Annotated in this window: 19 protein-coding genes, 2 tRNA genes and 1 riboswitch; of the genes, 8 read left to right on the forward strand and 13 right to left on the reverse strand. The window is 71.9% G+C overall.

What is annotated here, in order from left to right; translation table 11 throughout:
• Window positions 1-210: 210 nt before the first annotated feature.
• Window positions 211-1,587 carry an NAD(P)/FAD-dependent oxidoreductase gene (locus OIE49_RS17345; RefSeq protein WP_100570361.1) on the reverse strand — a complete coding sequence of 459 codons (1,377 nt, stop codon included), beginning with the start codon at window positions 1,585-1,587 and terminating at the stop codon, window positions 211-213.
• 394 nt (window positions 1,588-1,981) lie between these two features.
• On the opposite strand from OIE49_RS17345, the gene OIE49_RS17350 reads away from it, so the two are divergent.
• Together OIE49_RS17350 and OIE49_RS17355 are read left to right on the forward strand one after the other, a co-directional pair.
• Window positions 1,982-2,749, forward strand: a complete 768-nt coding sequence (locus OIE49_RS17350) for a TetR/AcrR family transcriptional regulator (protein ID WP_326803119.1) — start codon at window positions 1,982-1,984, stop codon at window positions 2,747-2,749.
• Window positions 2,750-2,930: 181 nt separating this feature from the next.
• Window positions 2,931-4,922, forward strand: a complete 1,992-nt coding sequence (locus OIE49_RS17355; RefSeq protein WP_326803120.1) for a sigma-70 family RNA polymerase sigma factor — start codon at window positions 2,931-2,933, stop codon at window positions 4,920-4,922.
• Here the strand turns inward: OIE49_RS17355 and OIE49_RS17360 are convergent.
• On the reverse strand, window positions 4,909-7,008 hold the full coding sequence (locus tag OIE49_RS17360) for an asparagine synthase-related protein (RefSeq protein ID WP_100570364.1): 2,100 nt from the start codon (window positions 7,006-7,008) through the stop codon (window positions 4,909-4,911). The genes OIE49_RS17355 and OIE49_RS17360 overlap by 14 nt on opposite strands.
• Before the next feature lie 684 nt (window positions 7,009-7,692).
• Between OIE49_RS17360 and OIE49_RS17365 the strand changes: the two genes are divergently transcribed.
• The 4 genes from OIE49_RS17365 (at window position 7,693) to OIE49_RS17380 (ending at window position 12,767) form a co-directional block, all read left to right on the forward strand.
• Window positions 7,693-9,117, forward strand: coding sequence for an MFS transporter (locus OIE49_RS17365; protein WP_100570365.1), 1,425 nt, complete (start codon window positions 7,693-7,695; stop codon window positions 9,115-9,117).
• A 95-nt stretch (window positions 9,118-9,212) separates the two neighbouring features.
• Window positions 9,213-10,433 carry an L-2-hydroxyglutarate oxidase gene (lhgO, locus tag OIE49_RS17370; protein WP_326803121.1) on the forward strand — a complete coding sequence of 407 codons (1,221 nt, stop codon included), beginning with the start codon at window positions 9,213-9,215 and terminating at the stop codon, window positions 10,431-10,433.
• Between the two features lie 68 nt (window positions 10,434-10,501).
• Window positions 10,502-11,347 carry a tRNA (guanosine(46)-N7)-methyltransferase TrmB gene (trmB, locus tag OIE49_RS17375; RefSeq protein WP_326803123.1) on the forward strand — a complete coding sequence of 282 codons (846 nt, stop codon included), beginning with the start codon at window positions 10,502-10,504 and terminating at the stop codon, window positions 11,345-11,347.
• Window positions 11,348-11,366: 19 nt separating this feature from the next.
• Window positions 11,367-12,767 (forward strand): PrsW family intramembrane metalloprotease, encoded by a 1,401-nt coding sequence (locus OIE49_RS17380; protein WP_326806255.1) that lies wholly within the window; start codon window positions 11,367-11,369, stop codon window positions 12,765-12,767.
• 181 nt (window positions 12,768-12,948) lie between these two features.
• On the opposite strand, the gene OIE49_RS17385 is transcribed toward OIE49_RS17380, so the two are convergent.
• The 5 genes from OIE49_RS17385 to OIE49_RS17405 all read right to left on the reverse strand — a co-directional run bounded on the left by OIE49_RS17385 (window position 12,949) and on the right by OIE49_RS17405 (window position 18,720).
• On the reverse strand, window positions 12,949-13,923 hold the full coding sequence (locus OIE49_RS17385; RefSeq protein ID WP_326803125.1) for an aldo/keto reductase: 975 nt from the start codon (window positions 13,921-13,923) through the stop codon (window positions 12,949-12,951).
• A gap of 115 nt (window positions 13,924-14,038) precedes the next feature.
• On the reverse strand, window positions 14,039-15,076 hold the full coding sequence (locus OIE49_RS17390) for a M23 family metallopeptidase (RefSeq protein WP_326803126.1): 1,038 nt from the start codon (window positions 15,074-15,076) through the stop codon (window positions 14,039-14,041).
• Between the two features lie 11 nt (window positions 15,077-15,087).
• Window positions 15,088-15,244, reverse strand: a riboswitch (cyclic di-AMP (ydaO/yuaA leader).
• A gap of 244 nt (window positions 15,245-15,488) precedes the next feature.
• Window positions 15,489-15,562: transfer RNA gene (locus OIE49_RS17395), tRNA-Met, on the reverse strand.
• A 50-nt stretch (window positions 15,563-15,612) separates the two neighbouring features.
• Window positions 15,613-16,743 carry a dihydrofolate reductase family protein gene (locus tag OIE49_RS17400; protein WP_326803127.1) on the reverse strand — a complete coding sequence of 377 codons (1,131 nt, stop codon included), beginning with the start codon at window positions 16,741-16,743 and terminating at the stop codon, window positions 15,613-15,615.
• 126 nt (window positions 16,744-16,869) lie between these two features.
• Window positions 16,870-18,720: an APC family permease gene (locus tag OIE49_RS17405; protein WP_326803128.1), complete on the reverse strand. Its 1,851-nt coding sequence runs from the start codon at window positions 18,718-18,720 to the stop codon at window positions 16,870-16,872.
• A gap of 135 nt (window positions 18,721-18,855) precedes the next feature.
• Here OIE49_RS17405 and OIE49_RS17410 point away from each other — a divergent pair, with 135 nt between their 5' ends.
• Window positions 18,856-19,611 (forward strand): DUF4118 domain-containing protein, encoded by a 756-nt coding sequence (locus OIE49_RS17410; protein WP_326803129.1) that lies wholly within the window; start codon window positions 18,856-18,858, stop codon window positions 19,609-19,611.
• Window positions 19,612-19,674: 63 nt separating this feature from the next.
• On the opposite strand, the gene OIE49_RS17415 is transcribed toward OIE49_RS17410, so the two are convergent.
• The 6 genes from OIE49_RS17415 to OIE49_RS17440 form a co-directional block, all read right to left on the reverse strand.
• Window positions 19,675-19,784, reverse strand: a tRNA-Lys gene (locus OIE49_RS17415).
• Between the two features lie 163 nt (window positions 19,785-19,947).
• Complete coding sequence (locus OIE49_RS17420) at window positions 19,948-20,973, reverse strand: hypothetical protein (protein ID WP_326803130.1); 1,026 nt, start codon at window positions 20,971-20,973, stop codon at window positions 19,948-19,950.
• Between the two features lie 5 nt (window positions 20,974-20,978).
• Window positions 20,979-22,196 (reverse strand): ABC transporter permease, encoded by a 1,218-nt coding sequence (locus tag OIE49_RS17425; RefSeq protein WP_326803131.1) that lies wholly within the window; start codon window positions 22,194-22,196, stop codon window positions 20,979-20,981.
• Window positions 22,193-22,918, reverse strand: coding sequence for an ABC transporter ATP-binding protein (locus tag OIE49_RS17430; RefSeq protein WP_326803132.1), 726 nt, complete (start codon window positions 22,916-22,918; stop codon window positions 22,193-22,195). The genes OIE49_RS17425 and OIE49_RS17430 overlap by 4 nt, the downstream gene beginning before the upstream one ends.
• A gap of 11 nt (window positions 22,919-22,929) precedes the next feature.
• Complete coding sequence (locus tag OIE49_RS17435; RefSeq protein ID WP_326803133.1) at window positions 22,930-24,633, reverse strand: hypothetical protein; 1,704 nt, start codon at window positions 24,631-24,633, stop codon at window positions 22,930-22,932.
• A 79-nt stretch (window positions 24,634-24,712) separates the two neighbouring features.
• Window positions 24,713-25,210: a hypothetical protein gene (locus tag OIE49_RS17440; protein ID WP_326803134.1), complete on the reverse strand. Its 498-nt coding sequence runs from the start codon at window positions 25,208-25,210 to the stop codon at window positions 24,713-24,715.
• Window positions 25,211-25,867: 657 nt separating this feature from the next.
• On the opposite strand from OIE49_RS17440, the gene OIE49_RS17445 reads away from it, so the two are divergent.
• On the forward strand, window positions 25,868-26,446 hold the full coding sequence (locus tag OIE49_RS17445; protein WP_442812247.1) for a hypothetical protein: 579 nt from the start codon (window positions 25,868-25,870) through the stop codon (window positions 26,444-26,446).
• The last annotated feature ends 15 nt before the right edge of the window (window positions 26,447-26,461 follow it).

The following is a 26,461-nucleotide window of genomic DNA, read 5'->3' on the forward strand; positions in this document are numbered from 1 at the left end:
CAGGCCGGCTCCGGGCCCGGGCCGGGGGTCAGGGGCCGCGCGGCGGTGACCGCACATTCTTACCGTTCCCGGGGTGCGGGGCAGCGGGAATGCGTCATCCGTGCCGGGCGGGCGGCTGCCCGTCCTCGGCCGCGGGCCGGTTGGGCGGTGTGGCCGACCGCGCCGGCATCCGTGGGACGCCGGGGCGTGCGGCGGAGTTCCCCGGTCCGGTCAGGACGACCCTTTCGGGTTGATGTTCGGGTCGAGAGGATGCTTTCCACCGGCAGCGAGTTCGAACTCTGCCCGGGGATGTTCGAGTGAACCCAGGGAGACGATCTCCCGTTTGAAGAGTCCCGCCAGCATCCATTCGGCGAGCACCCGGGTCTTGCGGTTGACCGTGGGCACCCGGCTGAGGTGGTAGGCGCGGTGCATGAACCAGGCGGGATAGCCCTTCAGTTTGCGCCCGTAGACCTGCGCGACGCCCTTGTGCAGTCCGAGCGAGGCGACCGAGCCGGCGTACTTGTGCGCGTACGTCTCCAGGGGTTCGCCGCGCAGCGCGTGGCTGATGTTGTCGCCCAGGGCCCGGGCCTGGCGGACCGCGTGCTGGGCGTTGGGAGCGGTCAGGCCGCCCGGCTCGCCGGAGGTGACGTCGGGTACGGCGGCGGCGTCGCCCGCGGCCCAGGCGTGTTCGACGCCCTCGACGGTCAGCTGGGCGGTGCACTTCAGGCGCCCGCGCTCGTTCAGCGGCAGGTCGCTGGCGGCGAGGATCGGATGCGGTTTGACGCCCGCGGTCCACACGACCGTCCGGGTCGGGAAGCGCTGCCCGTCACTGAGGACGGCGACGCGGTCGGCGCACGATTCGAGGCGGGTGCGCAGCAGGACCTGGATGTTGCGGCGGCGCAGTTCGGTGACCGTGTAGCGGCCCATCTCCTCGCCGACCTCGGGCAGGATGCGGTCCGAGGCCTCGACGAGTATCCACTTCATGTCCTCGGGCTTGACGTTGTGGTAGTAGCGGGCGGCGTAGCGGGCCATGTCCTCCAGTTCGCCGAGCGCCTCCACGCCCGCGTACCCGCCGCCGACGAAGACGAAGGTGAGGGCGGCGTCGCGGATCGCGGGGTCGCGGGTGGAGGAGGCGATGTCCATCTGTTCGAGGACGTGGTTGCGCAGCCCGATGGCCTCTTCGACGGTCTTGAATCCGATGCCGTAGTCGAGCAGCCCCGGGATGGGCAGGGTGCGCGAGACGGAGCCCGGGGCGAGGACGAGTTCGTCGTACGCCAGCTTCTCGGTGCCCCCGGTCTCCTCCGTGGCGAGGGTGGTGAGGGTCGCGGTGCGGTGCGCGTGGTCGACGGAGGTGGCCTCGCCGACGATGATGCGGCACCGGTCGAGGACGCGGCGCAGCGGTACGACGACGTGCCGGGGGGAGATCGCGCCGGCCGCGGCCTCGGGCAGGAACGGCTGATACGTCATATAGGGATCGGGGGTGACGACCGTGATCTCCGCCTCGCCCCGGCTGAGCTCCTGTTTCAACCGCCGCTGCAGGCGCAGAGCCGTGTACATCCCGACGTAGCCGCCGCCGACAACGAGAATGCGCGCACGTTCCTTCACCATCCCATGACGCACCCGACTCTCTCGTTTGTCCACAGCCCCGGCGAATTGTGTGACCGTCGGCCAGCGGCGCGGGGTTGGCCGAAACAGCGGTGTGCGAGGGAAGCGCGCAGGTCAGTAGGTGTACGCCGGAGGATGGAAGGGGGCGCAATACGGGCGTATGGGGCTCGTACTCCGATCGGGGGGCGCTCCGTGCGGAACCTGCCCCTTCTGAATTGACTGCCTCTCAACTATGTTCGTGTGTCGACGGGGTGTGGGGGATGTGATCCGGGCGAGCCCGCCGAGTGACACCTGATCTCGGGGGCAGGCCCGATCGTGCGTGATCCCGTTCCGCGCGCTCCGGAATCAGGGACGGGGAGAGTCTCCGGGGGGAGACGTCATTACCGGGGGATCACTTATGCACATTCAGGGCACTCATTGGTCCACCGCGTCAGCCATGGCGCCCGGTGGCGGCGCGATGGGCACCGCGGCGGGCAACGCGCGCGGGGACGAGCCACGGCCGGGCCGGACGGCGCCGCTGCGCGTGGACGCACAGCGCAACCTCGAACACGTGCTCCGGGCGGCCCGCGAGGTCTTCGGCGAGCTGGGGTACGGCGCGCCGATGGAGGACGTGGCGCGGCGCGCGCGGGTCGGCGTCGGCACGGTGTACCGGCGTTTCCCGAGCAAGGACGTCCTGGTGCGGCGGATAGCCGAGGAGGAGACCTCCCGGCTGGCCGACCAGGCGCGGGCCGCGCTCGGCCAGGAGGACGAGCCGTGGTCGGCGCTCTCCCGCTTCCTGCGGACGTCGGTGGCCTCCGGTGCCGGGCGGCTGCTGCCGCCGCAGGTGCTGCGGGTCTCGGTCACCGAGGACCGGGCCGACCCCCGGGTGCCGCAGCAGCGCGTCCAGCCGGGCTCCGGGGAGCTCAGGCTCGTGCCCGACACGGCGGGGCCCGCGTCCGGCGCGGCGGAGGACGACGCGGGGGCGGCGGCGCTGCTGGATGTCGTGGGCCGGCTGGTGGAGCGGGCGCGTGCGGCCGGCGAACTGCGGCCGGACGTCTCGGTGTCGGACGTGCTGCTGGTCATCGCGACGGCGGCGCCCGCGCTGCCGGACGCGGCGCAGCAGGCCGCCGCTTCGGCCCGGCTGCTGGACATCCTGCTGGACGGGCTGCGCTCGCGGCCCGTGTGAGCCGTACCCCCGCGTGAACCGTGCCCGGTGGGCCTCCCCGTACGGGTGAGGACGGTAACGAAACGCGACGGAGCCCCACGGACGAGTGGAGGATTCCCGCGGCCGGGGCCCGGTGGCGGTCGGTGTGGCAGTCTGGCCCGGTGTTCGGGACGGTCTGGCCGACAACGGGGGCGTTTGCGCGATGAGCGTTGACGGGCGGGGTGACGGCGTCGGCGACGGCGGGTCGCGGGCGGACGGGCCGGATGCTCCGCAGGTGCCGGCCCAGGGCGGACCGCCGGGGGCTGCGCGCGGCACCGGGCGGGCCAAGGGTGGTTCCCGGGCACAGGGAGGCGTACCGGCCCAGGGCGGTTCACCGGCGCGGGACTCAACCGCGCAGGGCGGTTCACCGGCACAGGGCCCGACGGCTCGGGGCGGCGTACCGGCGCAGCGCGAGCGGTTCGGGAAGGGCACGGTGTCGTCCGCGGCGGGGCCGCTTTCCTCGGCGGACCTGCCGCCGTCCGACGCCGAGCTGATCGGACGGGTGCGCGCGGGCGAGGACAGCGCGTACGAGGAGTTGTACCGGCGCCACGCCGATGCCGTACGCCGGTACGCGCGCACGTGCTGCCGGGACGCCCACACCGCCGACGACCTGACCGCCGAGGTGTTCGCCCGGGTGTTCCAGGCGGTGCGCGGCGGATCCGGTCCCGAGCACGCCGTACGCGCCTATCTGCTCACCACCGTCCGGCGGGTCGCCGCGCAGTGGACCAGCACCGCCCGGCGCGAGCAACTGGTCGACGACTTCGCGGTGTTCGCCGCCCGGGCCGCGCGGGTCGCGGAGCTGTCGGACGACGCCGCCGGCTCCTTCGGAACGGGCCTGGACCTCGGCGCCGATGTGCGTGCGATGCACGAGGCCGAGCAGTCGATGGCCATGCGTGCCTTCCGCTCACTGCCCGAGCGGTGGCAGGCCGTGCTGTGGCACACGGAGGTCGAGGACGAGTCGCCGAGCGCGGTCGCCACGCTCTTCGGGCTGGACGCCAACGGCACCCGGGTGCTGGCCAGCCGGGCCCGGGAGGGGCTGCGGCAGGCCTACCTCCAGGCCCACGTCAGTGCCTCCCTCACCGACGACGAGGAGTGCGCCCGGTACGCCGACCGGCTCGGCGGCTACGCCCGCGGCAAGCTGCGCACCCGTGCCGAGCGGGGGCTGCGCAAGCACCTGGAGGAGTGCGCCAGGTGCCGGCTGGCCGCCACCCAGATCGCCGAGGTCGCCGGCGGTATCCCGGCCGTGGTCCCGGTCGCCGTCATCGGCTGGTTCGGCGCCGCCGGGTACGCCAAGGCGCTCGGCATCGTCGCCGGTGGCGCGGGAGCGGCGGGCGTCGCGGGTGCCGCGGCCGGGGGCTCCTCCGGTGGCGGGGGCGCGGTGGCCTCCGAGGGGCTGGGCGCGTCGGTGAAGGCGGGGATCGCGGCCGGTGTGGTCGGCGTCGCCGCAGCGGCGGTCGCGCTCGCGCTGGTCGGCCAACAGGCCCCGGTCGGCAAGCCGGAGGCGCGGCCCGCCCCGTCCGCCCCGGTGGTCGAGGCCCCCCAGCCGCCGGCGCCGACGCCTTCTCCTCCGCCCGCGCCCGCCCCGGCGCCCGAGCCGCTGAGGCCTGCCCCGAAACCGGCCCCGAAACCGAGGCCGACACCGAGCGCCGTGAATCCTCCGGCACTTCCCGCCGCGGCAGCACCGACCCCCGCGGTGTCCCCCGCACCGGCGCCCAGGCCGTCACCGACGCCCACCCCGGCGCCCACCCCGACCAAAGAGCCCGCGCCCACCCCCATGCCGACGCCGACTCCCCCTCAAGAGCCCGAGCCCGAGCCCGTCGTCTACCCGTGGAACGAGCTGAAGTACGACCTCACCGGAGACGGCACCCGCCCCGAGATGCGGATCGGCGCGAGCAGTTGGGTGTGGCAGCGCCATGACCTGTCGATCGCCGGCCGACGGTACGCGCACGGGGTGACCGTGCACGGCAGGTCGTCCGTCACCGTCGACCTCAACCGCGAGTGCTCCGCCTACGACGCCGTGGTCGGTGTCGACGACCTGACGGCCGGGCTCGGCCTCGCGGGCCACCGGACCGTACGGCTGGTCGTCGAGCCGCACAGCGCCTTCGACACCGCGGCCCTCTCGGACTGGGCCGAGTCCCGGTTCACCTGCCGGTAGGGGTCGGCCGGCCGCCGGAGGCCAGCGCGCCCCGCTGCGGGGCGATGCCCGACGGTACCGCGCGGGCACGCGCGGGCGTGCCGGTCCAGCAGGTGCCGCGGCGGGACAGCAGGCGCCGCAGCCACAGCTCCAGGGACACCAGCTCCGCCAGGCCGTCCAGCGGCAGCGGTTCGCCCTGCGAGGCCGCGCGCAGGGCCTTGCGGACCACCCGCGCCTCGACCAGGCCGGCCTCGGCGAGCAGGGGGGTGGCGAACAGGTCCACCAGGTCGTTGACGGCCACGCGCAGGCCGGTGCGGGACGCCGCCGCGGCCGAGGCGTGCGAGGGAGCGCCCCAGCCGGGGGGCAGGTCGCCCACTCCCGCGCCCTGGAGCACCGTGCGCAGGATCGCCGCGCGGGCACCCGGCTGCACCCGCAGGGCCTCCGGCAGGGCCCGGCAGGCGCGGACGACCTGGTTGTCGAGGAAGGGCGTGTGCAGCCGCTGGGAGCGGACCTCGGCCGCCTGCTCCAGCACCCGCAGGTCCGCCGCGTGCCGGGCGAGGGCGGCACGCGCGCGGTAGTCGCCCGGCCGCTGCCCGGGACCCACTCCCGAACGGTGGGTCGCGCCTTGCAGGCGAACCGATACTTCAGCCAGCGCCTCTCCGGTCAGCCACCGGGCCGCGGGCCCGGGTCTGGCCCAGGTGAGTGCGGCCAGGGAGGCCCCGACGGTGCCCGCGGGCTCGTCGAAGCGGCGGTGCAGCAGCCGTTCGGCGAGCAGGTCGAGCCCCGCGCGGTAGGGGGTGCGCGACAGCCGTCGCGCCGCGCCGTACACGCGCGCGGGGACCATGACCGATCCGTCGGCCTTGGCGAGCGCGGCGACGGGCCGGACCAGATGGCGGCGCTTGCGGTCCATCAGCAGGTCGGCCAGGCGCGCGGGGTGGGCGTCCAGGACCTGCCGGGCGCCGTGGCCGGTGAAGTGGTCCGCGCTGCCCGCCGCGAGCCGTGCGCGGTGCCGTGCCGCCGCGACCAGGGACGGGCCGGGTTCGTCGGTGAGGGGGCCGTCCAGCTCGGCGTAGGGCAGCACGTCCTCGCCGCCGGTCACCACCACGTGGTGCAGACGGGGGTTGGCCGCGAGGGTCCCGGCGCGTTCCAGTTCGGCCTCGCGCCCGGTGGCCGTCAGGTCGTTGAAGGTGACCGCGAGCAGACGCTCACCGGCTCCCGTGCCGTGGCCAAGGAGGGTGCCGGGCCGGCCCGGCAGCCCGGCGGCCAACAGCGCGAGCGTGCCCGAGGCCGGTCCGCCGGACAGGTCGGCCCCGATGCCCGGCACCGGCATCCCTCGGGCCGCGCGGCGCTCGGCGGGGCCCATGCCGGGCACCGGGCCGGGATCGATGTCGGGTACGTGCCGCGGCGCGGACAGCCGGGCGCGGACGGCTTCCACCAGCGCGTCGCGCACCGCGTCGACCGCGCTGTCCGGATCGGCCGGCGGCGCGGCCACCGCGAGCGAGGCGACCGGTTCGTAGCCCGCGACCTCACGCGCCCCCGCACGCAGGATCAGCGCGTGGCCCGGCGGAATGCGCCGTACGCCCTCGTAGGGCGTGGAGTCGTCCAGCGCGGCCGGTACGTCGGGGGCGGCCAGCAGGGCGGCCAGATGCCCGAAGTCGAGGTTGGCCTCGACGAGGTCGGCCAACGGCAGCGCGGCCGTCGCGTACGCCGTGCCGCCGGCCCACGGGGTGTGGAACACCGGGCGGGCGCCGGCGAGGTCGCCGCAGACGGTGACGCGGCGGTCCACCTGTACGACGGCGGTGTAGCTTCCCGGCCAGGCCGTCAGATGCCTGAGCGCGCCACCGCGCGCGGCGAACAGACCGAGCCGCAGCTGTTCGTCGGAGGCCCCGCAGATGCCGAGCACCGCGATCCTCGTCCGGGCGTCGGCCTGCACCACGCGGATCTCGTCCGGACGCCAGTCGCCGACCGCCCACAGCGGGTCGGGGTCGCCCCACAGGAGCTGGGAGCCCACCGGGTGCAGGGTCTGGCCGTCGTGTCCTGTGGCGCCCGCGGAGCCGATCCCGATGGCGCCCGCGGCGGTGCTGCTCCATCCCACCAACCACCGCATCGAAGCCTCCACCGCCTGTGGGCAACCAGTGCACCGCAACGAACCGGGTCACCATGCTGCCACGAAGGAGGCGCGCCGGAGGGGAGGCGGAGCCGCCTTCGGTGGGGTGTACGCGCCCCCGTGCGCCTGGCCCGGTGGTGGCGAACGCCCGTACCGTGCAAGGTCGCTGCGACTCGAATGCGCCCCCTGATGCGCTCCCCGCGACACCCTTCGCGCCCTCAACTTCCATGGTGGGGGCGGTAATTCGGCAATGGCACACAGGGTCGATTTTCGGCCAATTCCGCACCATGGGGGCACGCGTGCGCACGCTCCGTACTCGCACTGCGCGTCACGCGGACAACACGCAGTCCGGGAGGCGGAGTTCGCCCCCCGGACCGTTCCGCCACCCGCGGGGATGAAGGCGGCGGTGTCCCCCAGCCCACTGGATCCAGTACAGCGGGCCGACCCACGCAGGACCATGGAACCGCTCCCCCGGTGGCCGGAGTAGAGCGCACGCACGGGCGCACGGCCACACAGCAGGTGCACGCCGCAACCCTGCGTGCAGGGCCCGCACTTGAGTGCGGGCCACAATCCCGCCATCCGGAAGAATGCCCCTTAACGCTTGGGATGCGGCGAACTACGCTGGGTTTACGAATGCCGCGTGGTTATGCCAGCGCGACAGCCGTCTGTGTCGAGGGGTGGCGCATGTCCAGGGAGCAACGCGGGCCGAACGAAAAGCTCGGCGCCGTTCTCGCCCTCGCGGGAATCAGCAACGCAGGCCTCGCGCGGCGCGTCAACGACCTCGGCGCCCAGCGCGGGTTGACGCTTCGCTACGACAAGACCTCGGTGGCGCGCTGGGTTTCGAAGGGGATGGTGCCGCAGGGTGCGGCGCCGCACCTCATCGCGGCCGCCATCGGGCAGAAGCTCGGCCGCCCGGTGCCGCTCCACGAGATCGGCCTGGCGGACGCGGATCCCGCACCCGAGGTGGGCCTCGCCTTCCCCAGGGACGTGGGCCAGGCGGTGAAGTCGGCGACGGAGCTGTACCGGCTCGACCTCGCCGGCCGCCGGGCCGGCTCCGGCGGCATCTGGCAGTCGCTCGCCGGATCGTTCGCGGTGAGCGCGTACGCGACGCCCGCCTCGCGCTGGCTGATAACCCCGGCCGACAGTTCGGTGGCGCGCGAGGCGGGCCCTGCGGAGGCCTCCGGCGCACCGGTCAAAGTCGGCCACAGCGATGTGCAGAAGCTGCGGGAGGCCGCCGAGGACGCCAGGCGCTGGGACTCCAAGTACGGAGGCGGCGACTGGCGTTCGTCGATGGTGCCGGAGTGCCTGCGCGTGGAGGCCGCGCCGCTGCTGCTCGCCTCGTACTCCGACGAGGTCGGCAGGGCGCTGTTCGGCGCCTCGGCCGAACTGACCCGGCTCGCGGGCTGGATGGCCTTCGACACCGGTCAGCAGGAGGCCGCCCAGCGCTACTACATCCAGGCGCTGCGCCTGGCCCGCGCCGCCGCCGACGTACCCCTCGGGGGCTACGTCCTGGCCTCCATGTCCCTCCAGGCGACCTACCGCGGCTTCGGCGACGAGGGCGTCGACCTCGCGCAGGCCGCCCTGGAGCGCAACCGGGGCCTGGCCACCGCCCGCACCATGAGCTTCTTCCGGCTCGTCGAGGCACGCGCCCACGCGCGCGCGGGCGACGCCCAGGCGGCCGGCGCCGCCCTCAAGGCGGCCGAGGGCTGGCTGGAACGGTCCCGCGACGGGGACAACGACCCGTCCTGGCTCGGCTTCTACGGCTACGACCGGTTCGCCGCCGACGCCGCCGAGTGCTACCGGGACCTGAAGGCACCCCGCCAGGTCCGCCGCTTCACCGAGCAGGCGCTGTCGAAGCCGACGGAGGAGTTCGTCCGCTCCCACGGCCTCAGACTGGTCGTCTCGGCCGTCGCCGAACTGGAGTCCGGCAACCTGGACGCGGCCTGCGAGCAGGGCGTGCGGGCCGTGGAGGTCGCCGGGCGGATCTCCTCCGCGCGCACCACGGAGTACGTCAAGGACCTCCTGCACCGGCTGGAGCCCTACAGCGACGAGCCACGCGTGGTCGAGCTGCGCGAACGGGCCCGCCCGCTGCTGATGACCACCGCCTGAACCTGCCCGCTCCCCGCGCGGCAGGACACCCCGGCCGCGCGGTACCACCGCCTCGAGGGCATTGTCAGTGGCGCAGTGCACTATCGAGGCGGGAGGTGGAGCAGGTGCGGCCGGACATCGCTTACGACTGCGACGTGCTGGTGATCGGAGGTGGCATCGTCGGCCTGTCGACGGCGTACGCGATCACGCGCGCCGCGCCGGGCACCCGCGTGACCGTGCTGGAGAAGGAGCAGGGCCCGGCCCGGCACCAGACGGGACGCAACAGCGGGGTGATCCACAGCGGGATCTACTACCGGCCGGGCTCGCTGAAGGCACGGTACGCAGCGGGGGGCGCCGCCGAGATGGTCAAGTTCTGCGCGGAGTACGGCATCGCGCACGAGGTGACCGGGAAGCTGATCGTGGCGACCGGACGGGACGAGCTGCCCCGGCTGCACGCGCTGGTGCAGCGCGGCCGGGAGAACGGCATTCCGGTGCGCGAGCTGGGCCCCGCGCAGATCGAGGAGTACGAGCCGGAGGTCCGCGGACTGGCCGCGATCCACGTGGGGACGACGGGGATCTGCGACTTCACGGCGGTGGCCCGGCAGCTTGCGCGGGCCTCCGGCGCGCGGATCCGGTACGGGGCCCGGGTGGTGCGGGTGGACCGCCGGCCGGAACTCGGGGTCGCCGTCCTGACCGGGCGCGGTGAGATCGTCCGCGCGCGTGTGCTGGTCAACTGCGCGGGACTGTACTGCGACGAGGTGGCACGGATGACCGGGGACGACCCGGAGGTGCGGATCGTGCCGTTCCGCGGGGAGTACTACGAGCTGGCGCGGCCGGAGCTGGTGCGGGGGCTGGTGTATCCGGTGCCCGATCCGGCGTTCCCGTTCCTCGGGGTGCATCTCACCCGCGGGGTCGACGGCGGTGTGCACATCGGACCCAACGCGGTGCCGGCGCTGGCCCGCGAGGGCTACGGATGGGGGACCGTACGGCCGCGGGAGCTGGCGGGGACGCTGAGCTGGCCCGGGTCGTGGCGGATCGCCCGCCGCCACTGGCGGTACGGGGCCGGGGAGCTGCGGCGGTCGGTGTCGAGGGCCGCCTTCACCCGGGCGGTGCGCCGGCTGGTGCCCGCGGTGCGGGAGGACGACCTGGTGCCGGCCCCGGCCGGGGTGCGGGCGCAGGCCGTCCTGCGCGACGGCACGCTGGTGGACGACTTCCTGATCAGGGAGGGCGCCCGGACGGTGCACGTGCTCAACGCGCCCAGTCCCGCGGCGACCGCCTCGCTGCCGATCGGGCGCGAGGTGGCGAGGCGGGCCCTGGCCGTGCTGGCGGCGGCATGAAGGGCACGCCGGGCCCTGTCGGCCTTGAGGACCGCTTCATGCCCGGCCCCCGTAAAATCGTTCCCACTGTGACTGACTCGCTGAACACCCCCCAGGCTCCCGCCCCCGGCGAGCTGCCCCGGCACGAGCCCGGCGTGTCCCTGCGGCACACCCGGGCCAAGGGGGAGCCGCGTTTCCCCGACGGGCCCAGGGCCGATCCGGCCGGCTCGCACTTCGAGCGGCGGATCCGCAGCTTCCAGCCACGCCGGAGCCGGGTGACCGCGGGCCAGGCGGACGCGTTGCAGCGGCTGTGGTCCACCTGGGGGCTGGACATCGACGGGCAGCGGGTGATCGACCTCGCAGAGCTGTTCGGGAACGCCCGCCCGGTGGTGCTGGAGATCGGCTTCGGAATGGGCGAGGCCACCGCCCGGATGGCGGCCGCGGACCCGGACACCAACATCCTCGCCGTCGACGTGCACACGCCGGGCCAGGGCAACCTGCTGAGCCTCGCCGACCGGCACGGACTCGGCAACGTCCGCGTCGGCAACGGCGACGCCATCATCCTGCTGCGCGAGATGCTCACCCCCGACAGCCTCGGCGGGCTGCGCGTCTACTTCCCCGACCCCTGGCCGAAGAAGCGGCACCACAAGCGGCGGCTGATCCAGCCGGAGTTCCTGACGCTGGCCGCCACCCGGCTCAGGCCCGGGGCGCTCGTGCACTGCGCGACGGACTGGGAGCCGTACGCCCAGCAGATGCTCGACGTGCTGACCGCGCACCCGGACTTCGAGAACACCCGGCCCGACGGCGGTTTCGCGCCACGTCCGGGCTTCCGTCCGCTGACCCGTTTCGAGGGCCAGGGACTGGAGAAGGGTCACGTGGTGAACGATCTGCTGTTCCGCCGCGTACCCCGGCCGGAAGACCAGCAGCCGCAGTGACCTCGTGAGGGCCGATGCCGTGGACACCTGCCCCCCGTACCCGACACCTCCCGGCGGCGCCCCCGGCGGCCCGTCCCGCCACGCGCACTGGTGGCAGCGGCGATGGGTCAGGTACGGCGCCCTCGTCACCCTGCTCGCCCTCTCCGGGCTCGTCATCCTCGCCCTGGTGCGCCGGCAGACCGGCACCGAGGGGTTCCTCGTCGGGCTCGGGCTCGCGGTGCTGCCCGTACCGCTGCTGACGGCCGCCTTCCGCTGGCTGGACCGGGTCGAGCCGAGCCCCTGGCGGAACCTGGTGTTCGCGTTCGCCTGGGGCGCCTGCGCGGCGGCCCTGATCGCGATCGTCGCGAACAGTTTCGCCACGCACTGGATAGCCACGGCGACGGCCGACGCCGACGGCGCCGACACCCTGGGCGCGACGGTGATAGCGCCGGTCGTGGAGGAGTCCGCGAAGGCCGCCGCCGTCCTGCTGGTCTTCCTCTTCCGCAGACGCGACTTCACCGGCATCGTCGACGGGGTCGTCATCGCCGGCGTGACCGCGACCGGCTTCGCGTTCACCGAGAACATCCTCTACCTCGGCAACGCCTTCGGCACCGACCAGCTGACCGGCGACCGTGGCATCGCCTCCGTCACGGCGGCGACCTTCTTCGTCCGCGTCATCATGTCGCCGTTCGCGCACCCGATGTTCACCGTGCTCACCGGCATCGGCTTCGGCATCGCCGCCATGTCCGGGGACCGCCGCCGCGTGCGGCGCCTGCTGCCGCCGCCGGCCGGGCTGCTGCTCGCGATGGGCATGCACGCCCTGTGGAACGGCTCGACGACCTTCGGCGAGTACGGCTTCTTCGCGGTCTACGCCGCCATCATGGTGCCCGCCTTCGCGCTGCTGACCTGGCTGGTCGTGTGGACCCGGCAGCGCGAGCTGAGGACCGTGCGCGAGGAACTGCCCGCGTACACGGCCGCAGGATGGCTCAACCCGGCCGAACCGTTCGCCCTGGCCTCCATGCGGGCGCGCCGGCTGGCCCGCGACCACGCGCGGCGCCACCTCGGCAGGCAGGCGGCGCGGACAGTCGCCCAGTACGAGGCGTACGCGACCTCGCTGGCGTTCCTCCGGCACCGCGGGCGCCTGGGCCGGGCCGGGGCCGACTTCACCGTACGGGAGCGGGAACTGCTGCACGAGCTGTGGCGCAGACGGGAGGTGGCGCAGCCCGCGCTGGACCACGCGGCCAGGATGACGGCGCCCATCGCCGCGCCACTCTGGCCGGGGTACGCGGTGCACGGGGTCCACGCGACGTACGGGGTGCACGGGGCCTACGGGGTACATCCGCGGCACCCGGGGTACGGGTCGTACGGGCCGGTGACCCCGTATCCCCACGGTCAGGCGGTGCCGTACCCCTCGTACAACCCGTACCGGACCCCGTCCTAGGGCCTCTCGTTTGGATCATGCCGGGCTCGCGGGCCCTGGCACCGCACCTCGCGGCGTTGTCGTCGGTTGGCAGGGCTCCGCCCTGCCGCCCTCCTCCGCCTTGCGACGCACGGCACCAGACCCCGCTCCCTGATCCGGCCTGATCCAAACGAAAGACCCTAGCGGCCCCCGGGGACGGGAGTCACGCCGACGCCCGCGTCAGCTTCCCGAGCTCCTCCTCCGTCAGCCGCAGCTCCGCGACCCCGAGCAGCGCCGGGAGCTGTTCCACCGTCCGCGCCGAGGCGATCGGGGCGGCCACCGTCGGCTGTGCGGCGAGCCAGGCCAGGGCCACCGTGGCGGCCTCGGCGTCATGGGCACGGGCGACCTCGTCCAGGGCCGTGAGGACCTTCTGGCCGCGCTCGGTCTCCAGGTGCTTGGCCGCACCCTGCGCCCGCGCGCTGTCCACCGTCGTACCGGGCCGGTACTTGCCGGTCAGGAAACCGGAGGCGAGCGCGAAGTAGGGGACGGCGGCCAGCCCCGACCGCTCGGCGACGCTCTGCAGAGCGCCTTCGTAGGTGTCGCGCGAGACCAGGTTGTAGTGCGGCTGGAGCGCCACGTACCGGGCCAGGCCCTCGCGCTCGGAGAAGTCCAGGGAGGCCTGGAGCCGCTCGGCGGAGATGTTGGAGGCGGCGATGTGCCGCACCTTGCCCGCCCTGACCAGCTCGTCGAGCGCGCCGACGATCTCCTCGACGGGGACTTCCGGCTTGTCGAAGTGCGTGTAGTACAGGTCGATGTGGTCCGTGCCCAGGCGCCTGAGGGAGGCGTCGGCCGCGGCCTTGATGTTGGCGGCGCCCAGCCCCTGGTAGTCGGGGTGCTGGCTGACCTTGGTGGCGATGACGACGTCGGAGCGGTTGCCTCGCTCCTCGACCCTCCCCCAAGCTCTCCGAGCAGGGGGGACCCCCATCCGATGATCGTCTCGGACTCGCCGCCCCTGGTTGCCGTCCACCCACGCGGAGTAGGAGTCGGCGGTGTCGACGAAGTTGCCTCCGGCCGCCGTGTAGGCGTCGAGGACGGCGAAGGACTGCTCCTGGTCGGCGGTCCAGCCGAAGACGTTGCCGCCGAGGGCGAGCGGGAAGACCTCCAGCTCGGACGAACCCAGTTTGCGTAGAGAAGTCATGCGTGTCATCAACAAACGTGCCGGAGCAGCCCATTCCGGACAGGCCGCATCCGGCCGCAAAGGTTGCGCAAACAGGCCCCACGGCTTCGTCGGCGGTGGGGCCGGTCCGTGTCCGTCAGGGGGTGAGACCCCTGTCGCGCAGCCACGCCGTCGGGTCGATCCCGGTGGACTGGCCGCCCGGGTGGACCTCCAGGTGGAGGTGGGGCCCGGTGACGTTGCCGGTGGCGCCCACACGGCCGATCACGTCGCCCGTGCTGACCTGCTGGCCGACGCTGACGCTGATCGAGGACTGGTGGCAGTACCAGAGCTCGGTGCCGTCGTCGAGGGTGAGGATCGTGCGGTAGCCGTAGGCACCGGCCCAGCCGGCCTCGGTGACGGTGCCGGTGTGGATCGCCTTGAGCAGGGTGCCCGTGGGCGCGGCGAAGTCGAGGCCGGTGTGGTAGCCGGAGGACCACATGGAGCCGGCCTGGCCGAAGGTGGAGGTGAGCGTGTACGAGGAGGTGGGCAGCGTGTACTGCTTGGCCAGCTCGGCCAGCCGCGCCTCCTCGGCCTTCTGCGCGGCCTCCTCGTCCGCCTTCTTCTTGGCGGCGGCGGCCTCGGCCTCGGCCGTCTCCCGCGCCTTCGCGGCATCGTCGGCGGCCTTCTTGGCGGCGGCGGCCTGGGCGTCCGCCTGGGCCTTGGCCTCGATCTGCTCCTGCTGCTGCTCGGCCTGCGCCATGATCCGGTTGCGCAGCACCTCGCCGGCGTCCGAGGTGCCCTGCTCGGTCTCGGTGGCGGTCACGCCGATGCCGCTGAGCGCGGTCGCCGAGCCCTCGGGGGCGGCGTCGGAGTTGTCCTCGAACAGGGAGCCCACGGAGGGCAGGTCGGGCAGCGAGATGGACACCGGCGGCTTGGCGCTGTTGGCGCTGGCCATGCCGCCCGCGCCGACGGCGGCGATGACGCCGACGCCGAGAACGGTGGAGCTGCGGGCGAGCCCGCCGCCGCGCTGCTTGGCGACGCGGTGCCGGCCGCGGACGGGACGGATGGACTCCGCGCTAGGGTTCCACTCCTCCCAGGGGCCCTCATCGGCGCGTCGGCTGTCGTAGCCGAAGGTCTCGCCGTGTTGGCGGTTCGGCGCGAACGGGGCTTCCGGAGCAGGCGGGTTGGACGCCACGAAGGCGCACTCCTTTCCTTCCGCATCGCCTACCGGGTTAGCTGACGGGTTCGGAGCGGGAAGGTCTCCTACGCGCGTAAACAAGCCGTGTTCATACGGCGCTTACGCTCGATTCACCCCAAGTAGGTGGTTCCCCGGTTCCCTTGCGGGATTCGGCGTGCGCGCACGGAGCCGCCTCTTGTGACGGCTGGGACGACCGTGCTGCGTTATCGAACGTTAATAGACTCGGGCCCCTGATTCCAAGCCGTTCGGCTTGATCACTCAACCTTCCGGCCCGACCTTACGGTCCATGAGCACCGAAAACCGGGCGAGTTGACCGCACTTTCCGGAGCTCTTGAGGCGAGGACCCGTGGAGGCGCGAAAACACTCAGGGCCGGAATCCATGAATCGGATTCCGGCCCTGAGCCTTCAGTAGCGGGGACAGGATTTGAACCTGCGACCTCTGGGTTATGAGCCCAGCGAGCTACCGAGCTGCTCCACCCCGCGTCGTTGTGACACCAGTATATGCCATCCGGAAGGCCGCTCGCACCAACCTCTCAGCCGAGCAGATGCCGGTTGGGTTCCTTGGCCCTCTCCTCGAACTCCGGCACCACGACGACGACCGCGCCACCGGCCGCCAGCACCCCGGTGCCGTCGGCTCCCTCGACGAACGTGTCCGGCTCCCGCCACGCCGTCACCACGCGCCGCACCCCGGCGTCCAGAATCAGCCGGGCGCACGGACGCGGCCGGGAGGCGCGGCGGGCGCACGGCTCCAGGCTGCTGTACACCGTGGCGTCCGGCAGCCGCGGATCCGCCCGGTCGACCTTGGCCAGCGCCGCCTCCTCCGCGTGCACGACCGGGTCGTCCCCCTCCCGTGAGTACCCGCGGGCGAGTTCGGTCCCGTCGGCGGCGACCACCACGGCGCCCACGCTGAACGCGGTCCGGGACGGCGGGCACTGGGCCGCCAGTTCGCAGGCGATCCGGAGCCAGTGCCGGTCCGCGGGAGCGGCGCGGCCGGCGGTGCCGGGAGCGGTGGGCTCGTAGCGCACGAGGACGACGTCCTCGATGGTCCGCGTCTCCACCAGCCGCAGCCGCCCGCCCTGGTAGGCCCCCGGCCCGAACAGCCGGGGCGCGTCCGGGTCCCCCACGAACAGGGGGGCGAGCACGAGCTGCACCTCGTCGGCGAGCTGCTGCCGCAGCAGCTGGGTGTGGACGGTCCCGCCGCCCTCGACCATGAGCCGGCGCACCCCGCGTACGTCGTGCAGGTGCTCGAGCAGCCGGGGCCAGTCGAGTTCGGCGCCCAGCGGCACGACGTCGGCGGCCAGGCCCGTACGCCGCAGCCGCAGCGCGCCCTCGTCGGTCGTGTAGAGGACCTTCTCGCCGCCGGTGTGCCAGAAGGGCGCTTCGGGGTCCAGCTCGCCGGAGGCGCTGACCGCGACCTTCAGCGGGTACTCCGGCTTCCCTGCGGCGTGGCGGGCGGCCCGCCGCTCGGGCGAGTTCACCAGCAGCCGCGGATTGTCGGCCCGCAGGGTGCCGGCGCCGATCAGGATCGCGTCGGACGACGCCCGCACCTCGTCGACCCGGTCGAAGTCGGCGGGGCTGGAGAGCAGCAGGCGCTCGGGACCGGTGTCGTCCAGGTAGCCGTCGAGCGAGACGGCGGCGGACAGCAGGACGTACGGGTGGGGCATCGACGCCCTCTCTCTCGGCGGCGGGCTCGCCTCCAGTGTGACCGACCCCGTCGCCCGCGAACGCGGCACCACCGGGCCGGTGGCCGCGCCCGCGGCGCGAGCGGGCCGCCCACCGGTCGGTTCGGTTCAGTGATCGAGGCGGATGCGGAACCGGAGCCGGCAGATGACGGCGTCGGTGTGGCGGCGGAGGGCGCGGTCGAGGACCGCGCCGCGCTGGTTCTGCAGTAGCCGCTGCCAGGGCCTGGGCAGGTGCATCTCCGGGATGAGGACCACGATCCGGCACTGCCTCTCCTGGGCGGCCAGCGCGCGCACATGGTCGACGACGGGCCGGGTCAGGGACCGGGTGCGGCTGTGCAGCACGGTGAGGGGGACACCGGGCTGCCAGGCGTTCCAGGCGGCGTGGACCTCGTCGGCGGAGGGGGCGGCACGGTCCTCGGGGTGCACGACGGTGACGGCGCGGACCTCGTCGCTCAGTGACAGCGCGGCGCTGACGGCCTCGCTGGTGAGCAGGTTGACGGCGCCGACGGGAACGACGACGACCGAGTGGCGCGGCGCGGGCCGTGCGGGGACCTCGCCCAGGTGCAGGGCCGCGCCGATGCGCTGGTACGCGCGGTGTACCGACTCGAACACGGTCACCAGGACGGCGACCGCGGCGAAGACCAGCCAGCCGCCCTCGCCGAACTTCGACACCAGTTCGATGACCAACGCCGCGAGGGTCAGCAGTGCCCCGACGCCGTTGACGGCCGCGCGCCAATGCCATCCGGGACCCCGGTCCAGGCGCCAGTGCCGGACCATGCCGGCCTGGGAGAGGGTGAAACCGATGAACACGCCGATGGCGAAGACCGGCACCAGTTTCTGGGTGTCGCCCTCGGCCACGACCAGCAGGATCAGGGCGGTGGCGGCGAGCACGACGACGCCGTACCGGTAGACCTGCCGGTCGGCCCGCAGTCCGAAGACGTGCGGCAGATGGTTGTCTCGTGCCAGCAGGGAGGTCAGGACGGGCATGCCGCCGAAGGAGGTGTTGGCCGCCAGCGCTAGCAGCGTCATGGTGGCGAACTGCACGACGTAGAAGCCGGCGTTGTGGCCCAGGGACGCCTCGGTGAGCTGCGCCAGTACGGTCTTGGTGCGGCTCGGTGCGACGTGGAACCTGCCGATGAGCAGCGACAGCCCGATGAGCATGGCACCGAGCAGCGCGCCGAGCGCGACCTCGGTGCGCTGCGCCCGCCGGACCCTCGGGGTGCGGAAGGTGGGGACGGCGTTCGCGATGGCCTCCACGCCGGTGAGCGCCGAGCAGCCCGAGGCGAACGCCCGCAACAGCAGCAGGACTCCGACCGCGGAGACGGCCGAGGCCGTCGGATGGACGGGCGGGACCGCCGGCGTCCGCCGCACCAGCCCGGCCACGACGACAGCGGCGATCGCCACGACGAACACCACGGTGGGAGCGATCATCACCTTGGCGGACTCGGCGACCCCGTAGAGGTTGACCGCCGTGATCAGCCCCAGCACGATCACGCACAGCAGCACCCGGTCGCCGTACAGGACGGGGAAGGCGGAGGTGAGCGCGGCCACGCCGGCGGAGACCGACACGGCGACGTTCAGCACGTAGTCGATGATCAGCGAGGCGGCGGCGACCAGACTGACCCGCCGGCCCAGATGGCGCCCCGCGACCGCGTACGCGCCGCCCCCGTTCGGGAACGCGGCGATCACCTGCCGGTAGGAGAACGTCAGCGCCGCCAGCAGCACCACGATCGCCAGGGTGACCGGCAGGGTGAAACCCAGTCCCCGGCTGCCGGCCGCCGCCAGCACGACCACGATCGCCTCCGGCCCGTAGGCCACCGAGGCGAGCGCGTCCAGGGACAGCGCGGCCAGCCCCTGCGGCACCGTCAGCCGGTCCCGCTCCTGCCGTCTCCCCGCGACCCGCCCGGCACGGCGGCGCCGACCCGCGTCCTCGGCACTCGCGCCCACGGCCTCACCCACCCTCACGTCGCCTTCGCCACCCAAGAGGCAGGATCTCCCGCAAAGCGCCACATATGACGCAAGGGAGGTGTTAAAGGTCGTCCGGAGCCGCCTGTGTCCTGCTACACCGGAAGAGGCAGGCAGGAGGTGCCCACCATGTCCGACTACCTCGTCAGAGGTCCCACCGCGATCGCAGTCGCCCTGGTGGCACCGCTCGCGGTGAGCGCGCTGCTGCTGCCCTTCCGCGCCGGCCTGGCCAACACCGTCGTCGCCCTCGTCCTCGTCGTGGTCGTCGTCGCGACGGCGGCCCTCGGACACCGGGCGGCCGGCGTCCTTGCCGCCGTGTCCGCGGCCGTCTGGTTCGACTTCTTCTTCACCGTCCCCTACCAGCGGCTCACGATCGCGAGCCCCACCGACATCACCACCGCCGTGGTGCTGCTCGCCGTCGCCCTGGCCGTCTCCCAACTGGCGGCCCGCGCCCGGCGCCTGGAGGTCGTCACCATCACCGACTCCGACTATCTCGCCCAGATCCACCACGCGGCCCAGCTGGCCCGGGAGGCGACCTCACCGGACACGGTGGTGGAGTGCGTGCGCGCGCAGCTCGTCGGCCTGCTCCACCTGCGCGGCTGCCGCTTCGAGTACGGCACTCTGCTCGGCCACGCCCCCCGCCTGGAATCGGACGGCTCCCTCACCGTCGGGCGCAGGACGCGGGACGTGGACCGACTCGGCATGCCCGCCCAGGACATCGAACTGCGCGTCTTCGCGGGCGGCCACTTCCACGGCCGCTTCCTCCTCCGGCCGACCCCCGGCGACACCCCGCCCCTGGAGGCCCGCCTGGTCGCCGTCACCCTGGCCGACCAGGTGGGCGCCGCCCTTCAGACCACCTGGAGGATCCCGAGGCCCACGGCCTGACCCACCAACGACGGAACCCCCGTCCGACCAGGTCGGCGGGGGTTCCGAGGGCGCGGGCGCCGGTAGGCCCTGTGGGACTCGAACCCACAACCAATGGATTAAAAGTCCTGGCCAGGGCATGCCAGAGGGTTCCGGACACTGCTTCGGTGTCCGGAACCAGCTGGTCAGAGCATGTGCGCAGTGATGCGCCATTCATCCGGTGACGGGTCGTGCCGCACCGTCCGCTCACGCATCGTTCACGCATGACGAGCCGCTGAGCAGGGCCTTTTCGAGGTCTCAGCCTGCCATAGGTGATGGGGCTTTGGCACGTGAGGCGGCTCTGCGGGTTTTCGGCAGTCAGCCTGCGTTGAGCAGTTGCCCGGGCAGTGTGAAGGTCGTTGCCTTGCCACGGCCGAGATCAACCGTGACAGCGCTGTCACCAGAGGTGAGGACCCAGTCTTTGCCGGTCTTCCGCATCCCGTCGGTGGCGGCCATCCCATCAAGGCGGGTGCGGTGGAGTTCCTTCCCGGTGCTGCGGTCCAGTTCGACCAGTTCGACGTGGCCGGGGAGTGAGACCGCTGCCGTGATGCTCGTGGAGTCCACTGCCACCCGGTCGATGCGGCCGGTGGACGTGGTCAGGACATCGATCTCGCCCTGCTTGGCCAGGTGCAGTGTTGCGGTGCCCGTGGAGGTACTGGTCGCGGTGGGGCTGCCCGCGAGCAGTGGACGGCTGGTGGAGCAGTCCAGAGCCTGGACCTCGGTCTTGGGCACCTGGGGCAGTGCCTTGACGGTGCCGTTCTTCGGGGAGACAACGGCCAGCGTGAAACCGTTGGTGCTGTTGTCGCCGACGCAGAGTCCGGGAGTGCCGCCGGCGGCCAGTCCGGGGTTGACCGGCAGGGTGACGTCGCGTTTGACCTGCCAGGTGGCAGGGTCGTAGACGAGGGCGGTGGCCTTGCCTGTGCTGGATGTGGCTTTGTCTCCGACGGCGGTCACGTAGTCCCCGGTAGGGATCAGGACCCGTCCGCCCTCCGCCGTGCCGAGGCCATCGAGGACCTGATCCTTGGTGTTCACCTCGTACAGTCGGCTGGGGCGGCCGTTCTTGCGGGGGACCGTCACGATCCAGCGTCCGTCGGTGGTCTTGGTGATCTGAGGGCTGGCCGTATCGTCGTCGTCCGACTGGGTCGGTACCGCGGCCAGCGGTTCGGCGGTGTGGCTGGCCGGGTCGATTCCGGTGATCGTGGACAAGCCGCTGACTTTGGTGAGGACGAAAACCTTCGACCCCTCCCAGTTGTGGCCGAGTTCCACACCGCCAGGGCCGTCGCATGCCGCGAGCGGCAGCATGAGGGCGCCCGCGGCGAGGGCAGGGAGGACACGTCGGATCATCGGGTTCACCATTCCTTGATGGCATCGCTGGGGGACAGCTGGGCGGCGCGGCGGGCGGGAACCCAGGCGCCGATCACGGTCACGGCCAGGGTGAGCAGGAGAATACCGGCCAGGACGCCCGGGTCCGGGAGCGGGATTCCGGCGGGGAGGTAGGGCGCGAGCTCGGAACTGCCGCGCAGCCCGGCAGCCGCTGCGGCGGCCCCCGCGAGACCGAGGAGAGCACCCAGCACGGCACCCGTGGCTCCGATGATCCCGGTCTCGGCGACGAACATGGTCAGGACGGCCCGGTTGCCGAACCCGAGGGCTTTGAGGATGCCGATCTCCCGGGCCCGCTGCCTGGACAGCGCGCCGGTGACCACCAGCGCACCGACCAGGGCGACCAGGCCGAGGACGACGAGCAGCACCTGGCCGGCGGTGTGGATCAGGGACAGGACGCCTGGCAGTGCCGACATTTCCTGCTGCAGGGAGGTGGCCGCGTACCCGGCAGACTGGATATCGCTCAGAAGCCCGGGGACATCACGCGCGGTGCGGGCCAGCACGGTGATGCGGTCGTATCCGACGGAGGTCGTGAACTCGGACTCGGTGACACCGGCCTTCGCCGCGGCCCATCGCACCACGGTCGCCTCGTCGGCGTACGCCGCGTCAGGGCCGTCCAGCTGCCAGGCCGGATCGAACAGGCCCACTACCCGAACCGAAGCGGGCACCCCGGTGCCCTGTCCGGCGGAAGTGCTTCGGGTGGTGGTGACCGTGATGCTGTGCCCCAGCAGGGGTGTCAGGTCGCTCCCCTGGGCCCGCTTGGGCAGCACGACCTCACCCGGGTGCAGCGGAAACAACTGCGTGCGGACGGATTTCAGCAGCGGCGGCAGCAGCGAGGGGCGCGGGGTCGTGGCGTAGAGCAGCACGCCGGGCACCTGCTGGTCCTTGTAGCCGAAGGATACCTGGGCGCGTGGCTCGACCGAGGTGACGTTCGGCAGGGCGGACAGGGTCCGCACAGTCTCGGTGCTGAGCGGCTTGGAGTCGGTCCGCTCCATGAGTCTGTCGACTGTGACGCTGCGGTTGGCCGTGCCCTCCTGGACGCGGTCGCGGGCGGCGCTGTCAGCCCGGTCGGAGATGCCGAGGGCCGTGACGCAGACCGCGGCCGCCACGGCCAGGAGAACGGTGAGGCCGATGAACCGGCGCCACATGGAACGGACGTTGGCGGCTGCCATGGCAAACGGGTTCATCGGGGGGTCTCCTGCGTATCCGCGGACAGGTCAGTGTCGCGGTCTTCCTCTGTAGTCAGCGCTCCGCGGTCCATCCTCAGCACGCTGTCGGCGTAGGAGGCGACGGTGGCACTGTGCGTGACCAGCAGCACCGCCCGACCTTCGTCGGCGACCTGCCGGAAGAGCTGGAGCATGCGCTGCTCGCTGTCGGCGTCCAGATTGCCGGTCGGCTCGTCGGCCAGGACCGTGCCGGGGTTGTTGACCAGGGCCCGGGCCAGGGCGACGCGCTGCTGTTCGCCGGCGGACAGCTCGCTGGGATGGTGCTCGGCCCGATCGGCCAGGCCGACCCGTTCCAGCAGATCCTGGGCTTGTTGCGCTCCGGCCTTGGTGCTGCCGAGATACGGCAGGGCCGCGTTGCGCAGGGCGCTGTGCTGCGGCAGCAGGTTGAACGCCTGGAAGACGAACCCGAGCGAGGACCGTCGCAGCCGGGTCCGCTCCCGTTCGGGCAGTGACCAGGCGTCGTGGCCGTCGACCAGCACGGTGCCGCTGTCGGGCGGCAGCAGTAGCCCCATGATCTGGAGCAGCGTGGTCTTGCCCGACCCCGAGCGGCCAACCAGTGCGGTGATACGCCCGGCAGGCAGTTCCAGCGCGGCGTTGTCAAGGACGTCAACCCGCTGCCCGCGCAGCACGTACGACTTGCGTACCGACTGCACGGAGAGTGTCACGGGTGGCCTGTCGGTCATGGTTCGGCGGCTCATTTCTTGGAAGGTTCACCTGACGGCGTCGTGCGGGCGTGTAGCTGACCGCCCCTGAGGAGTGTGAGTTTCCAGGCGCTCCAGGTGGCCTTGAGGTCACAGCCGGACTGCGAGGCATCGGCACGATACAGACTGGGCAACTGCGCGCAGCCGCGATGCGCCTCCATGCCTCTGTCAATCGCCTCACGGATCTCGCTGTCCATCGTCCCGCCAACGATCAGGTAAGCCCTGACCACCGTCGCATAGGCACTCACCGATGGCAGACGCTCCGGATTGGCGGCCCAGGAACGCAGTTCGGCCGCGGTGACCCACTGCGGAACCGATCCTGAACGGCCGGTGTCGGAGAGCGTCGTGACCACTGTGGCTGCGGCCGTTACTTTGGCAGGGTCGTCCAGGGACCACGCGGCAGCCTGTGGCTGTGGTGTGCCAACACCCATGTCCGCGCAGGCCAGAGCCGCCCGTGACCATGCCTCGGCGTTCTCCGGGGAAACAGCGGTGGGCACCGCCTCGGCGGAGTGGCACAACGCGCTGTCCGCGGCGGTTGGTTCAGCTCCGCTTGCCAGCTTCAGGGCGGCGGCGGTCGTGAGCCGGACATGCGGGTCCGCAGATATCTGCGGATCAGCCGCGATCTTACGGAGCGCTGCTGCCTGAGTACTGTCACGCGTGGACTCTCCTGCCAGCGCACGCAGTCGCAAGCCGTAGACCGACGCCTCCGGGCTCCCCGCATACGCGGTGGAGTCGCGTATCGTTCCATCAGGCAAGGTGTCTGCGGTGATCCTGTTCCGCACAGCAGCGTAGGAGTCTGATGGCGCACCAGCGGCCTGTGCGACGGTAACCGCGTAGTACAGGTCGCGGTAGTCAAGCGACGCGGCATTGTGCTGCACCAGCTTGGCCCAAAGTTTCGCGTCGAGTTTCGAGGGCACGCCCGCAGCCTGGCTCAACACCGCGTAATTGTAAGCGTCCAGCAGCGCCTGATAGCGCTCCTTCTCCCCCAGAGCGGTGAAGTCAGAGATGGAAGGTTCACGCACTGCCATGAGAGCCTGCGGAACGGAGGCTCCCAGCAATCGGAAGCCACGAGCGAGGTCAGCGGCCTCACTGAGCGCCAGGCTGTCGCCGGTTTTTTTGGCGGCCTGCCTCAACCACGGCAATGTCAGAGTGCGGTCATCCTCGGTGATCCCACCACTGGCAGCGAGTGCCTCCAAGGCTGCCGCGGTAGCCGCCGCCCGGTAGGGGCCGTCGTCCGGGTGCTCGTTACCCGGCTCGCTGAACCATCCCTGGCCCGTGCGCATTCTCCGCAGCGCGGCGGCGTCGGATGCGGTCAGCAGATCTGCTGCACCGGCCGAGGCAAGGGGAGCAAGCCAACTACGCCCCCACAGAGGGGACGTTCCGATGGCCTCCTGCCGGAAGAACGCCCCCGATTTGGCGCTGAGGCCCAGTTGGGGCTTCGGGCCGAGCGACGTCTTCAGGCGCACCGCGTAGGAATTGTTCTCCGGGCCCGCGGGTTCGTCTCGCAGGAACGGGGGATAATACATGCCATTCTGTGCGCTCACCAGGAGCGACAGTTCTTGCGTCACAGGTGCGACGCCGCCAGGTTCAGCTGCATCGGATTTCCCCTCACAGCCGACCAGAAGCAGGCAGCACGCGAGGCCGGCTGCCGAAGCAGTGAGCGAGCGGCTCCACCCGGTCGCGGTGCGCTTGGTCATCGAGGACTCCGTGATACTCCGTCGGCGAGGGGCGGGAACGGCTGGGGCGGGACGGTGCCCGCCCCAGCCGGAACATCTGTCAGAAGGCCCCGGCGTAGACGCACTTCTCCGAGACGGAGATCGACGAGGTCACCTGGCCCGAGCCGCAGCTGCGGGTGGAGACGTAGGTGGTGCTGAAGTTCGGCTTCATCTGACCGCTGGTGTCAGCGATCCACGTGTTCGTGTTACGCCAGCGCACCTCACCGAGCGACTTGCTCTTCATGGTGAGCGTGGCGCTGGGCGTCTTCGAGATCGTCAGGCTGGCGCTGACGCCGTGCGCCTCGAGCTCGGCGCGGTTCTGGATCCACTGGGCGTTGGACGGGTTGGTGCCCAGCAGCTTGGTCGAGGCCGTCCAGTCACACGCGCTCACGTAGGTGCCACAGTGCCAGGCGTTGACCTGGAACGTGTCGCCACCCGAGAGGTTCCAGGTGGCAGAGTCACTGGTGGCGCTGGCGGGACCAGCCGCCAGGACCAGCCCGGCGACGGCGACGGCTGCGGCGCCGGCCCCCGCGAGACGAGTGCGGATCGATATACCCATGGTGCGCTCCTTGGTCGTTGTCGTACGGATTTGATGACGTCGACATCGGACCGCAAGGACCAGCATTCGGCTGTAGCCGACGCTCCCCCCGAGGTCGTGGCAGAGAAGCTACATAAGTGATCGATGAGACCCTAGGAATCTTCACTTTCCTGAGGTTTTCTTGAGAAAACAGGCCAGGAATATCTGTTTTGACATGAGTTGGTCAACAACAGCGGGGGTTGTTGCGAGCCTGCTGTACTCCGGGACCGCCCTCGCTTGCCTCACAAGCGTGGGTGTGGCGCAGGAGGCCAACCCGTCGACACGTGATCACGCTCCTGCAGGCCGCCGTCTGTCAGAACCTGATGCCATAAACCATGAGCCTGCGCCATCCTGAAATGGCTGGTCATGGGCCTGGCGTGTTGTTGTTCCGGGGTGCTCGTGGGGTCGTGGGCGGCAGTCTGCGGTGTAGAGCATCTGCCAGCGGCGTACTTCGAGCTTCTTCAGGACAGAGGGCGCGATCTGAGGTTTCCCGCCTCGACCGGACCGAAGGATCAAGTCGCCGCGGCCGACCGCGTCACTCCGGCTGGGGACGAATCGGTCACGCTGCCCCGAGAGGCTTCCCGTCAAGATCGGCGAGGTCTACGATCCCGGGCTGTGCCACATCTCCGCTCACTCTCATTGATCCTGGTCGCCGCCTTCGTCTTCGGCGTCACTGCCGCTCTGCTCAAAGGCACCGACGACAGCGTCCGGCAGGTGTACGGCAACATGTCAGCGCCTTGGCTCATGCTCGCGTTCCTGCCGGCAAGGCAGGCCCGCGGCATCCTCCGGGGCATGGTGGTCGGCACGATCGCGACCATGCTCGGCCTGGCCGGCTTCTACCTGGCCACCGGATTGATCTCCGGCCTCGGAGACCACGGCTTGCTCGGCGACCTGCGCCTGGAGTTCACCCACAACCTGTACTGGTTCGAGTGTGGCCTGATCAGCGGACCTGTCCTGGGGGCTCTGGGCGGGTGGTCCGCGCGCTTTCGGTACGCGGCTCCGCTGGCGGTCGCAGGGCTGTTCCTGGCGCTGGAACCTGCTGTCGTACTTCCCGTCACCCACCTTCCCGCCGTCAACCGTGCGCTGTTGAACTGGGGAGTCCAGCCCGTAATCCCGTATCTGCTCGAGGCCCTGCTCGGCGTGGCACTCGGTGTCCTGGGGCTGATGCGGCTGGCCCGCATCGCGGCCGCGAACCCCGTATCGGCGCCTTCTCAGTGAGACCCACCGTCTTGA

Source organism: Streptomyces sp. NBC_01788 (assembly GCF_035917575.1).
GTDB lineage: Bacteria > Actinomycetota > Actinomycetes > Streptomycetales > Streptomycetaceae > Streptomyces.